Origin of the sequence: Streptomyces aquilus, from assembly GCF_003955715.1 — a bacterium.
Classification (GTDB): Bacteria; Actinomycetota; Actinomycetes; order Streptomycetales; family Streptomycetaceae; genus Streptomyces; species Streptomyces aquilus.
Map to the genome: position 1 here is coordinate 1,655,676 of NZ_CP034463.1, position 12,283 is coordinate 1,667,958.

Sequence of the window (12,283 nt, forward strand, 5' to 3'; positions counted from 1 at the left end):
GATCACCGTGGCGTGACGCTACTCGCCGTACACCAGGCCCACCCCGTGGGCGAGTTGGCCCACCGCATGCCGGAAGAACGTCGCCCGGTCCTCCACCACGCGGTTGAACTGCCCGAAGAGCTCGAACCCGACCAGCCCGTACAGCTGGGCCCAGGCCGCCACGAGCGTGGTGACCGTCTCCGGCGGGAGGTCGGGGGCCAGGTCGGCGGTCATGCGCTCGGCCTCGGGGCGCAGTTCGGCGGGCAGCCGGGGCTTGGCGAGGCCGCGGCCCTGGTACGCCTCGCGCGTGATGCCGATGAGGAGCAGCCCGACGCGGGACGCGGCCGGGACGGTCGCCTGGGGCGCGCTGTAACCGGGGACCGGGGAACCGTAGATCAGCGCGTACTCGTGCGGACTCCCCAGCGCCCAGTCACGCACCGCCTCGCAGACCGCCACCCAGCGCTGGGCGGGCGCGGCACCGGCCGTCTTCTGATGCGCCGCCTCCGCGCTCTCGCCGAGGGAGTTGTAGGCGTCGATGATGAGCGCGGTGAGCAGGTCGTCGCGGCTCGGGAAGTAGCGGTAGAGCGCGGAGGAGACCATGCCGAGCTCGCGCGCCACGGCCCGCAGCGAGAGCTTGGCGGCGCCGTCGACCGCGAGCTGTCTGCGCGCCTCGTCCTTGATGGCCGCGGTGACCTCGATACGGGCGCGCGCTCGGGCGCCGCGGGGAGTGTTGTCGTCTGCGGGGCTCATACGGGCCAGTGTCCCATGAAAAGAGAGCGGTGCACACAAACGAGAGCGCCGATAAAAATAGAGAGCACTGCTCTTGCTTTGGAGCACCTGTCCAGTGCAGACTGAAGACCAAGCGAGAGCACCGCTCACAAAAGAGAGCAGGGCTCCACAATAACCTCTGGGGGACCCCATGTCCGCGTCCACGCACGTCAAGAAGCCCGGCTGGTTCACCGTCAACGTCTTCAACCGCATCGTGGCCTGGATGACCCGCCGCGGTCTCAGCGTCTGGGGCTCCAGGGTCCTCGCCGTGCGCGGTCGCAAGAGCGGCGAGTGGCGGACCACCCCGGTGAACCTGCTGACCCTCGACGGACAGCAGTACCTCGTCGCCCCGCGCGGTCACGTCCAGTGGACGCACAACATGCGGGCGGCCGGCGGCGGCGAGCTGCACCTGGGCAAGAACGTGGACGTGTTCACCGCGGTGGAGGTCGCCGACGACGACAAGGTCCCGTTGCTGCGCGCCTACCTCAAGCGCTGGAAGGCCGAGGTCGGCGTCTTCTTCAACGGTGTCGGCCCCGACTCCCCCGACGCGGACCTGCGCCGCATCGCCCCGGACCACCCGGTCTTCCGGATCACGATCACGAGCTGACGCCACGCCTCGCGGCCGCTGCCCCTCACCGGCGGCCCCTCAACGTCACCACCCGCACCCAGGCGTCACCACCCGCACCCTCTTCGTCAGGCAGGCCCCGCCTTCCCCGAACCCTCGCGCCAGGCCAGGCCCCGCCTCCACCGCACCCTCACGTCAGCCCCCACCTGACGCGCACCCTCGCGTCAGGCCCCCGCCTCACCGTCAGCCGAGTCGGCCGCCCCCGCAAGCCCGACCCGCCGGTCCAGCGCCGCCAGCACCCGCTGCGCCATGGGACGCCCCCGCACGATCTCCCCCAGCGACGTCGACCCACGCGTGATGTCCATGAACGCCCGCCAGGCCGGCCGGAACCCGGTCAGCGCGGCATGGAACAGCCCCGGCCGGCGCTCGAACGCCAGCAGCAGCCGCTTGCCGACGCTCATCTCGACGCCGAGGCCCGCCTTGATCGCGAAGGCGTAGTTCAGGGCCTGGCGCCGGGTGTCCACCGCGTCATGCGCCTCGGCGATCCGCACCGCCCACTCCCCCGCGAGCCGCCCCGAGCGCAGCGCGAACGAGATGCCCTCGCGGGTCCACGGCTCAAGGAGCCCCGCCGCGTCCCCGCACACCAGCACCCGCCCCCGCGACAGCGGGGAGTCATCGGCACGGCAGCGGGTCAAGTGCCCGGAGGAGATGCTCGGTTCGAAGCCGGCGAGGCCGAGCCGGGCGATGAGGTCCTCCAAGTACCGCTTGGTGGCGGCGCCTTCACCGCGCGCGGAGATGACTCCGACCGTCAGCGTGTCGCCCTTGGGGAACACCCAGCCGTAACTGCCGGGCATCGGCCCCCAGTCGATGAGCACCCGCCCCTTCCAGTCCTCGGCGACCGTCTCCGGCACCGGGATCTCGGCCTCGAGCCCGAGGTCGACCTGGTCGAGCTTCACCCCGACATGTGCTCCTATGCGGCTGGCGCTGCCGTCGGCGCCGACCACCGCATGCGCGAGCACCGTCTCGCCGCCCTGGAGGACGACCGCGACCGTGCGCCGGTCGGGCACCGCCGAGCCGTGCTGCTCGACCCGCTGGACGGTCACGCCCGTCCGCAGCTCGGCGCCCGCCTTCTGCGCGTGCTCGACGAGCTGCTGGTCGAACTCGGGCCGGTTGATCAGCCCGAACAGCATCTGCTTGGAGCGGCGGGTACGGGTGAAGCGGCCGTTGTGCGAGAACGTCACCGCGTGCACCCGGTCCCGGAAGGGCAGCTCGAAGCCGGGGGGCAGGGAGTCGCGGGAGGGTCCGATGATGCCGCCGCCGCACGTCTTGTAGCGGGGCAGCTCCGCCTTCTCCAGCAACAGCACACGCCGCCCGGCGACAGCGGCCGCGTAGGCGGCCGAGGCCCCCGCGGGCCCCGCGCCCACCACGACGACGTCCCACACCTGCCGCGCGTCGTCCGCCGAAGAGTTCTCGCTGGTCACGATGGTCTACTGCTCCGATCAAGCCGCTTGCCGCTGCTGCCTTGTGCATCCTACGACCGCCATCGCCGCAGGCCACTGTGGGAGGATCTCCGTACCCATACGTACAACGTCGCACCTACAAGGAGCGTGCCCATGTCGTCGAATCCGGTCGCCGAGACCGTCGCCTCACTGATGCCCCGGGCGAAGGCCGAACTCACCGAACTGGTGGCGTTCAAGTCGGTGGCGGACTTCGACCAGTTCCCGAGGAGCGAGAGCGAGGGCGCGGCCCGCTGGGTCGCGGACGCGCTGGCCGCCGAGGGCTTCCAGGACGTGGCACTGCTCGACACCCCGGACGGCACCCAGTCGGTGTACGGCTACCTGCCCGGTCCCGAGGGTGCGAAGACGGTCCTGCTGTACGCGCACTACGACGTGCAGCCGCCGCTGGACGAGTCGGCGTGGACGACTCCGCCGTTCGAGCTGACCGAGCGCGACGGCCGCTGGTACGGGCGCGGTGCAGCCGACTGCAAGGGCGGCGTGATCATGCACCTGCTGGCCCTGCGCGCGCTGAAGGCGAACGGCGGCGTGCCGGTGCACGTCAAGGTCATCGCCGAGGGCTCGGAGGAGATGGGCACGGGCGGTCTGGAGCGGTACGCCGAGGACCACCCGGACCTGCTGGAGGCCGACACCATCGTGATCGGCGACGCGGGCAACTTCCGCGTGGGCCTGCCGACGGTGACGACGACACTGCGCGGCATGACCCTGGTCCGCGTCCAGGTCGACACCCTCGCGGGCAACCTGCACTCCGGGCAGTTCGGCGGCGCGGCGCCCGACGCGCTGGCCGCGCTGATCCGCGTACTGGACTCGCTGCGCGCCGAGGACGGTTCGACCACCGTGGACGGGCTCGCCCCCGGGACGGCGTGGGACGGTCTGCGGTACGACGAGGAGCAGTTCCGGCAGGACGCCAAGGTCCTCGACGGTGTGGAGCTGATCGGTTCCGGCACGGTCGCCGACCGCATCTGGTCCCGCCCGGCCGTCACCGTCCTCGGCATCGACTGCCCGCCGGTCGTCGGCGCCACCCCGTCCGTGCAGGCGGGCGCCCGCGCGCTGGTGAGCCTGCGGGTGCCGCCGGGCGTGGACGCCGCCGAGGCGACGAAGCTGCTCCAGGCCCACCTGGAGACGCGCACGCCGTGGGGCGCCCGGGTGCGCACCGAGCAGGTCGGCCAGGGCCAGCCCTTCAGCGCCGACCCGACCAGCCCGGCGTACACGGCGATGGCCGAGGCGATGTCGGTGGCCTACCCGGGCCAGGAGATGCAGTACGCGGGCCAGGGCGGCTCCATCCCGCTCTGCAACACCCTCGCCGCCCTGTACCCGAGCGCGGAGATCCTCCTGATCGGCCTCAGCGAGCCGGAGGCGCAGATCCACGCGGTCAACGAGAGCGTCTCCCCCGAGGAGTTGGAGCGGCTGTCGGTGGCGGAGGCCCTGTTCCTGCGCAACTACGCGGCGATGTGAATCGCCTGACGGCACACTCCGACATCGGCATAGCCCTGGCCCGCCTCGACGACCACGACCTCACCGGTCTCGTGGCGTCGGGGCGGCCGCTGGGCGCCGGGATCGGCGGCCGGGCCACGCTCGTCGAGGTGGCCGGCCGACCGGTGTTCGTGAAACGGGTGCCGCTCACCGACATGGAGCGGCACCCGAACCACGTACGGTCCACGGCGAACGTCCTGGGCGTGCCCCTCTACTGCCACTACGGTTTCGGCAGTCCGGGGTTCGGCGCCTGGCGTGAACTGGCCGTGCACACGATGACGACGGACTGGGTGCTGTCCGGCAAGTACACCGGCTTCCCGCTGATGCATCACTGGCGGGTACTGCCCGACACGCCCCAGCCGCTCCCGGCCGAACTCGCCGACGTGGAGCGGACGGTGGCGTACTGGGGCCCGGGGGTGCGCGACCGCGTCGAAGGGCTGCGGACGGCGTCCGCGAGCCTGACGCTGTTCCTGGAGCACGTGCCGTACACCCTGCACGACTGGTTCGACGCCCAGTTGCGCACCAGCCAGGCCGACCGCGCCTGCTCCCTGGTGGAGCGCGGCCTGCGGGCGGTCACCGACTTCCTGCACGCGCGCGAACTCCTGCATTTCGACGCCCACTTCAAGAACATCCTCACCGACGGCCGGCAGCTCTATCTGACCGACTACGGCCTGTCCCTCTCGGCCCGCTTCCAACTCGCCCCGCACGAGCGGAACTTCTTCACCAAGCACCGGCACTACGACCGCGCCTACACGGCCAGCTACCTCGTGAACTGGCTCACCGTCGCGTTGCACGGCTACGGCCCGGACGACCGCCGGGCGTTCATCGAGGCCTGCGCCGAGGGCATGCGGCCCAGGGGCATCCCCCGGGCCGCGGCGAGCATCCTCGTCCGGCACGCGCGCGTGGCGTCCTTGCTGGGCGACTTCAACCGCCGGTTCCAGCAGGAGAGCAGGACCACGCCGTATCCGACGGAGGAACTGAGACTCGCGAGCGCCTAGGTGGGCCGTCCGGACGGCCCACCCCCCTAGGCCACCGGAATTCCGGCCTCCAGGTACAGCGCGGCTCCGCGTTCGCGTGCCCGCAGTGCCCAGCGCAGCCGCTCGTAGCGGACGGGGGGCAGCAGCTCGGCGGCCTCCTGCTCGCTGACGAAGCGCCATGCGCGCAGTTCGGGCCCGGGCAGCAGGAGTTGACCGGCCTCGGCGGCGTCGAGCCGACCGCCGTCGAAGAGGAGGCGCAGTCCGCCGTAGCCGGGAGGCACGGGCTGTTCCCAGTCGACGACCAGCAGGCGCGGTACGTCGTCCAGCGCGATCCCGGTCTCCTCGGCGACCTCGCGCATGCCCGCGCGCGCGGGAGCCTCGCCGGGTTCGACGACCCCGCCGGGAAACTCCCAGCCGGGCTTGTAGGTGGGGTCGACGAGCAGCACGCGGTCCTGCTCGTCGAAGAGGAGGACGCCGGCGGCGACGGTCTCGGCGGTCGGCTCGGGGGTCTGCACGATGTCGCAGACCGGCACGGCACCGGAGCCGACGGCCTCGGCGATCCGGACGGCCGTCTCGTACGGGGTGAGGGCACTGGTGTCGACGAGATGGGCGTCGGCGGTGAGCCAGGAGGCGAGGGCGGTGCGGTACGGCTCGATGTGGTCGTACGACCACTGCCGTACCCGTATCTCGCCGTCCGGGAGGTCGGGCGGGATCTCCCGCCCCGCTATTCGCTCGCGCAGGATCGTTTCCGCCGGGGCGAGGAGGAGGTGCTGGACGGTGATGCGGCGGGCGGCGAGGCCGCCGAAGATCTCGTCGCGGTACTCCTGGCGCAGCAGGGTCATGGGGACCACGAGGGTCCCGCCGAGCTCGGTGAGCAGGGCGGCCGCCGTGTCGATCACGAGCCGGCGCCAGATCGGCAGGTCCTGGAAGTCGCCGACCTCGGCGAGGCGCTTGGGCGGGAGCAGGTGCGTGAGCGCTCCGCCGACGACCTCGGGGTCGAAGAGCGTGCTGTTCGGGATCAGTTCGATCAGTTCCCGTGCGGTGGCGGTCTTCCCCGCACCGAACGCGCCGTTGATCCAAACGACGGTCACGGTTCCCCCTCTTCTGTTGGCCCCCTGAGGCTTGCCCGCTCCACCCCGGCACGGAAACCAGCCCCAGTTGAGGGCCCTCGTACGACGATGCCGGCGCCCCCTGCGGCAAGGGGCGCCGGCACCGTGGTCCCGCTCTCGTCAGTCGTTCTGGCCGAGGGCGTTCTTGTCCACGGCCAGGCTGTCGCTGGCGATCGTGTGGTCGAGGGTGCTGAGGGTCTTGTCGACGTCGAGGTCGGTGAGGTTGTCGCCGACCGCGTGGGACGGGGTGATGGCGGCGACGACGAAACCGGTGGCCAGGGAGGCGATGGCAGCCATGGTGCGCTTCTTCATGCCCCGTTCAACTGAGAAACGGCACAGGGGTCACGCGCCCGTCCGCTCGGGCACCCGGCCGGCTCCGGCACGGGCGCGTCGTACGAGGTCGCGGGCGGCGTCGGACCACTGCGGATACGCGAAGGCGAATCCCGCCTCCAGCAGGCGTCCCGGCACCACCCGGCGGCTCTTCAGCAGCAGTTCGGTGTCCGAGCGCAGCACGAACGCCCCGATCTCGGCCATCCACCGGGTGGCGGGCAGCCCGACGGGCATGCCCTGGGCGGCCCGGAGGTCCCGCATGAACGCGCGGTGCGGCAGCGGGCCGGGGGCCGCGAGGTTCACCGGCCCGGCGAGGTCGTCGCGGTCGACCAGGAACTCGACCGCGCGGACGAAGTCGTGCTCGTGGATCCAGGAGACGTACTGCGCCCCGCCCGCCACGGGGCCGCCCAGCCCGAGCCGCACCATGGTCCGCAGCACGTCGAAGACCCCGCCGCGGTCCGGGCTCATGACCATGGCGGACCGGAGAGCGACCTTCCTGGTGCGCGGCGTGCCGGCCTCGTCCTGGGCCCGCTCCCACCGCTGGGCGATCTCGACGCTGTAGGCCCAGTAGTCGGGGGCGTCCGGCTCGGTGCCGCCGATGACTCCGCCGGCCTCGTCGTGGGGCGCGTCGAAGCGATGGGCGTAGACGGTGGCCGTGCTCATCTGCAACCAGACACGTGGCGGCCGTACGGCGCCCGCGATCGCCTCTCCGACGACCCTGGCGGAGTCGACCCGCGAGTCCATCATGGCCTTCAGGTTGGCCGGGGTGTAGCGGCAGCTGACGCTGCGCCCGGCCAGGTTGATCACCACGTCGCTGCCGTCGACCGCGTCGGCCCAGGGCCCGAGCGTCTTCCCGTCCCACTGCACCTCATGGTCCCGGGTCGGCCGCCGGGTCAGGACGACGACGTCATGGCCCGCCGCGCGCAGAGCACGGTCGAGGACGGTGCCCACCTGCCCGGTTCCCCCGGGGATCACGAACTTCATCAGGCTCCCCCTTCGTGTGAGGGGAGCCTAGCGCACAAAGTTGAACGTGTTCAAAATTGACTCTTCGCCGGAGCCCGCGCGGCAGGGGGTCTACCGGGATCCCGCTCCGACGCGTACATGTAGTCATCCCATCTTTCGCTGGTACGGAGGAACGTAACGATGCGTAACCTTCACACCCGCACAACCCGTGGCCGAGTGGTCGGAGCACTCACCGCCGCACTGCTCGCCGCCGCAGGACTCGCCGCACCCTCGGCGCGGGCCGCCGCACCCGCCCTGGACGACGGTCTCGCCCTCACCCCGCCCATGGGCTTCAACAACTGGAACTCCACGCACTGCCGTGCCGAGTTCAACGAGGCGATGGTCAAGTCGATCGCGGACATCTTCGTGGACAAGGGCCTCAAGGACGCCGGATACCAGTACGTCAACCTCGACGACTGCTGGGCCCTGCCCGAGCGGAACGCGGACGGCAAGCTCGTACCGGACCCCGTCCGCTTCCCGAACGGGATCAAGGCGGTCGCCGACTACGTCCACTCCAAGGGACTGAAGTTCGGCATCTACACGAGCGCGGGCACCAAGACGTGCAACAGCGCGGGATTTCCCGGCGCGCTGGGCCACGAGTACAGCGACGCCCAGCAGTTCGCGGACTGGGGCGTGGACTATCTCAAGTACGACAACTGCAACAACCAGGGCGTGGACGCCAAGTCGCGCTACACGACCATGCGCGACGCCCTGCGGGCGACCGGCAGACCCATCGTCTACAGCATCTGCGAGTGGGGCGAGAACAAACCCTGGGAGTGGGCGTCCGACGTGGGCCACCTGTGGCGCACGACCGGCGACATCAGCGACAACTGGGGATCGATGCTCTCGATCCTGCGACAGAACCTCCCGCTCGCCGCGCACGCCGGCCCCGGGCACTGGAACGACCCGGACATGCTGGAGGTCGGCAACGGCGGCATGACCGACACCGAGTACCGCTCGCACTTCTCCCTGTGGTCGATCATGGCCGCGCCGCTCCTCATCGGCTCCGACCTGCGCCACGCGAGCGACGCGACCTACGAGATCCTCGGCAACAAGGAGGTCATCGCGGTCGACCAGGACCCGCTCGGCAAGCAGGGCACCGTGGTCTCCTCGGAGGGCGGCCGGTGGGTCGTCGCCAAGCAGATGCGGGACGGCAGCCGCGCGGTGGCCCTGTTCAACGAGTCCGGCACCGCCCAGCGCATCGCCACGACCGCCGCGGCCGTCGGCCTCCCCGCCGCCCACGCCTACACCCTGCGCGACCTGTGGCAGCACCGGAGTTACAACACCGCCGGTACCATCGCCGCGACCGTCCCGGCGCACGGCACGGTCCTCGTGCGGGTCTCCGCCGACTCCGCGTGGGCCAAGCACCCGCCCGCCATGGAACTCGGCCTGGAAGGCAGCCAGTTGATCGAGGCCGGCGCCCCGGCCACGCTGACGAGCACGGTCACCGACCTGGGCCGCACCCCGGCCCGGAAGGTCTCCGTCGCCCTCACCGGCCCCGCGGGCTGGTCCGTACGCCCCACCTCGGCGACCACGGCGGCCGTCCTGCCGACGGGCCGTTCCCTGCGCACCGGATGGACGGTGGCCGCCCCGGCCGGGACGCCCACCGGGTCGTACGACCTGACCCTCAAGGCGCGTTACCGCTCACCGGCCGGCGTCCGCGTCACCACGGCCCTGACGGTGACGGTCTCCGTGGTGGTGCCGCCGCCCTCGGGGACCTCCCAACTCAGCGACCTTCCCTGGTTGTCGGCCCTGAGCGGATGGGGGCCCGTGGAGCGCGACACCAGCAACGGGGAGAACGCCGCGGGCGACGGACACCCGATCACCATCGGCGGCGTGGTGTACGCCAAGGGACTTGGTGTGCACGCCCAGAGCATCATCGAGTACTACACGGGCAGGACGTGCGAGACGGTCGCCGCGGACGTCGGCGTCGACGACGAGAAGGGCGCCGCCGGGACGGTCGCCTTCGAGATCTGGGCGGACGGCACCAAGGTCGCCTCGACCGGGGTCCTCACCAACGCGATGCCGGCCCAGCCGCTCACCGCGGACGTCACCGGCGCCCAAGTGGTCCGGCTCGTCGTCACCGACGGCGGCGACGGCCTCGACTCGGACCACGCGGACTGGGCGAACGCGCGGTTGACCTGCTGAATCCCACCGGGCGGGCCGGTCACCCCGACCGGCCTACCCGGCCTCCGACGCGAACATGCCGACCGACGCAGGGGCCCACCGGGCCACCGGCAAGAACGTTCCGGCCGATCCGTCCGGCCTCCGACGCGAACACGCCGACCGCCCCCGGCCACAGCCCCAGCCCCAGCCCCGGCCTGAACGTTCCTGCGGGATCAGACCGGCGCCTTGTCCGCGCCCTTGGCGAGCGCCGCCGCGGCCGCCCCCACCAGCCCCGCGTCCGTACCCATCTGGGCCGGCACGACCGCGAGACGCTGGACGAAGGACAGGGTGGCGTAGTCGGTCAGGGCCTTGCGGAGCGGCGTGAGGAGCACCTCGCCCGCCTTGCCCACTCCCCCGCCGATCACCGCGATGTCGATCTCGACGAGGGTCGCGGTGGCGGCGATCCCGGCGGCCAGCGCCTGCGCGGCCCGCTCGAAGGAGGCCACCGCGATCGGATCGCCGGCCCGGGCCGCGGCGGCCACCGCGGCGGCCGAGGTGTCCCCGTCCGGTCCGGGCCGCCAGCCGTTCTCGTACGCCCGCCGGGCGATGTTGGGACCGCTGGCGATCCGCTCCACACAGCCGCGCGAGCCGCACGCGCACGGGTCGCCGTCCATGTCCACGCTGATGTGACCGATGTGGCCCGCGTTGCCGGTCGGCCCCGGGTGCAGCCGGCCGCCCAGCACCAGGCCGCCGCCGACGCCCGTCGACACCACCATGCACAGCGCGTTGTCGTGCCCGCGCGCGGCGCCCTGCCAGTGCTCGGCGGCCGTGATCGCCACGCCGTCGCCGATCAGCTCGACCGGCAGTCCGCCGGTCGCCGCACGGACCCGCCGGACCAGCGGATAGTCGCGCCAGCCGGGCACGTTGACCGGGCTCACGGTGCCCGCGGAGGCGTCCACCGGGCCCGCGCTGCCGATACCGAGAGCCGAGGCGCTTTCCCACAACGGCGACACGGTGAGTTCGCCGAGCACCTCCTCGACGGCCCGCATGACGGTCTCGCCGTCCTCCTGGGCGGGCGTGGCGCGCTGCGCGCGGACCAGGATGTGGCCGCGGTCGTCGACCAGCGCACCGGCGATCTTGGTGCCGCCGATGTCGAGCGCTGCCACGAGGTCGGTGTGCATCAGTGTCAGATCTCCCCGTCAACCGTCAGAAAAAGCGGGCCGTTCCGAGGTGGGGGCACGGACACGGCAATTGTGGTGGACAGTGTCCCCCGCATCTGACAACGTTGTCCAGGCTCTATGCTCGACGCCACATCCTCATACAAAATCATGGACGCCGCACCCCTCCTTTGGGGATGAACCCGTGGATGACCCGTGGACGACAGGACAGGACGCCGTATCGTGCCCGAGACCACCCGCCGTGCAGAGCGAATCGCCGCCACGCGTTACGGCAACCGTCCGACGATGAAGGACGTGGCCGCACGCGCCGGAGTGGGCCTCAAGACGGTCTCCCGCGTGGTCAACGGCGAACCGGGCGTGACCCCGGAGACCGAGCGGCGGGTGCAGGAGGCCATCGACGCGCTCGGCTTCCGCCGCAACGACAGCGCGCGGGTGCTGCGCAAGGGCCGTACCGCCAGCATCGGCCTGGTCCTCGAAGACCTCGCGGACCCGTTCTACGGCCCGCTCAGCCGCGCGGTCGAGGAGGTGGCGCGCGCCAACGGCGCCCTGCTGATCAACGGCTCCAGCGCGGAGGACCCGGACCGTGAGCAGGAGTTGGTGCTGGCGCTGTGCGCCCGGCGCGTGGACGGCCTGGTGGTCATCCCGGCCGGTGACGACCACCGGTATCTGGAGCCGGAGTTGAAGGCGGGCGTGGCCACGGTGTTCGTGGACCGTCCGGCCGGCCGGATCGACGCCGACGTGGTCCTGTCCGACAACTTCGGCGGCGCCCGCGACGGCGTCGCCCACCTCATCGCGCACGGCCACCGCCGGATCGGCTTCATCGGCGACATGCCCCGCATCCACACCGCCGCCGAGCGGCTGCGCGGCTACCGGGCCGCGATGGAGGACGCGGGGATACCGGTCGCGGAGAAGTGGATGTCCCTCGGGGTCACCGATCCGGAGCGGGTGCGCCGGGCGGCCGAGGAGATGCTGTCCGGGCCCGACCCGGTGACCGCGGTCTTCGCGGGCAACAACCGGGTGACGGTCACCGTGGTCCGGGTCCTCGCCGAGCACGCGCGCCGGGTCGCCCTGGTCGGCTTCGACGACATCGAGCTCGCCGACCTGCTCCAGCCGGGCGTCACCGTCGTCGCCCAGGACGCCGCCGCTCTCGGCCGCACCGCCGCCGAGCGGCTGTTCCGGCAGCTGGACGGCACGCTGGTCACCCCGGAGCGGATCGAGCTGCCGACCCGGCTGATCACCCGCGGTTCGGGCGAGCTGCCGCCCGCGGACTGAGGCCGTGCCC

Annotated in this window: 11 protein-coding genes; 5 read left to right on the top strand and 6 right to left on the bottom strand. The window is 71.9% G+C overall.

The window, feature by feature from the left end; genetic code table 11:
* Positions 1–18: 18 nt before the first annotated feature.
* Positions 19–729 (bottom strand): TetR/AcrR family transcriptional regulator, encoded by a 711-nt coding sequence (locus EJC51_RS07610; RefSeq protein ID WP_126270350.1) that lies wholly within the window; start codon positions 727–729, stop codon positions 19–21.
* A gap of 169 nt (positions 730–898) precedes the next feature.
* Here EJC51_RS07610 and EJC51_RS07615 point away from each other — a divergent pair, with 169 nt between their 5' ends.
* Positions 899–1,354: a nitroreductase family deazaflavin-dependent oxidoreductase gene (locus EJC51_RS07615; RefSeq protein ID WP_208870694.1), complete on the top strand. Its 456-nt coding sequence runs from the start codon at positions 899–901 to the stop codon at positions 1,352–1,354.
* Positions 1,355–1,536: 182 nt separating this feature from the next.
* On the opposite strand, the gene EJC51_RS07620 is transcribed toward EJC51_RS07615, so the two are convergent.
* Complete coding sequence (locus EJC51_RS07620) at positions 1,537–2,793, bottom strand: geranylgeranyl reductase family protein (RefSeq protein WP_126270352.1); 1,257 nt, start codon at positions 2,791–2,793, stop codon at positions 1,537–1,539.
* A 132-nt stretch (positions 2,794–2,925) separates the two neighbouring features.
* Between EJC51_RS07620 and EJC51_RS07625 the strand changes: the two genes are divergently transcribed.
* Both EJC51_RS07625 and EJC51_RS07630 read left to right on the top strand, forming a co-directional pair.
* Positions 2,926–4,281 (top strand): dipeptidase, encoded by a 1,356-nt coding sequence (locus EJC51_RS07625; protein ID WP_126270353.1) that lies wholly within the window; start codon positions 2,926–2,928, stop codon positions 4,279–4,281.
* Positions 4,278–5,297 carry a protein kinase family protein gene (locus EJC51_RS07630; RefSeq protein WP_126270354.1) on the top strand — a complete coding sequence of 340 codons (1,020 nt, stop codon included), beginning with the start codon at positions 4,278–4,280 and terminating at the stop codon, positions 5,295–5,297. Before EJC51_RS07625 ends, EJC51_RS07630 begins: the two co-directional genes overlap by 4 nt.
* 26 nt (positions 5,298–5,323) lie before the next feature.
* On the opposite strand, the gene EJC51_RS07635 is transcribed toward EJC51_RS07630, so the two are convergent.
* The 3 genes from EJC51_RS07635 to EJC51_RS07645 form a co-directional block, all read right to left on the bottom strand.
* Complete coding sequence (locus EJC51_RS07635) at positions 5,324–6,367, bottom strand: NUDIX hydrolase (RefSeq protein WP_126270355.1); 1,044 nt, start codon at positions 6,365–6,367, stop codon at positions 5,324–5,326.
* Positions 6,368–6,505: 138 nt separating this feature from the next.
* Positions 6,506–6,697 (bottom strand): hypothetical protein, encoded by a 192-nt coding sequence (locus tag EJC51_RS07640; RefSeq protein WP_126270356.1) that lies wholly within the window; start codon positions 6,695–6,697, stop codon positions 6,506–6,508.
* 30 nt (positions 6,698–6,727) lie between these two features.
* Positions 6,728–7,699: a TIGR01777 family oxidoreductase gene (locus EJC51_RS07645; protein ID WP_126270357.1), complete on the bottom strand. Its 972-nt coding sequence runs from the start codon at positions 7,697–7,699 to the stop codon at positions 6,728–6,730.
* 159 nt (positions 7,700–7,858) lie between these two features.
* On the opposite strand from EJC51_RS07645, the gene EJC51_RS07650 reads away from it, so the two are divergent.
* Positions 7,859–9,865 (top strand): NPCBM/NEW2 domain-containing protein, encoded by a 2,007-nt coding sequence (locus EJC51_RS07650; RefSeq protein ID WP_208870695.1) that lies wholly within the window; start codon positions 7,859–7,861, stop codon positions 9,863–9,865.
* A 191-nt stretch (positions 9,866–10,056) separates the two neighbouring features.
* Here the strand turns inward: EJC51_RS07650 and EJC51_RS07655 are convergent, their stop codons facing one another.
* A complete protein-coding gene (locus tag EJC51_RS07655; protein WP_126270358.1) occupies positions 10,057–11,004 on the bottom strand; it encodes an ROK family protein in 948 nt (315 codons plus the stop codon).
* Between the two features lie 219 nt (positions 11,005–11,223).
* Between EJC51_RS07655 and EJC51_RS07660 the strand changes: the two genes are divergently transcribed.
* The gene (locus EJC51_RS07660; protein ID WP_126270359.1) at positions 11,224–12,273 is read left to right on the top strand and encodes a LacI family DNA-binding transcriptional regulator; all 1,050 of its coding nucleotides are present in this window, start codon (positions 11,224–11,226) and stop codon (positions 12,271–12,273) included.
* Positions 12,274–12,283 lie beyond the last annotated feature (10 nt).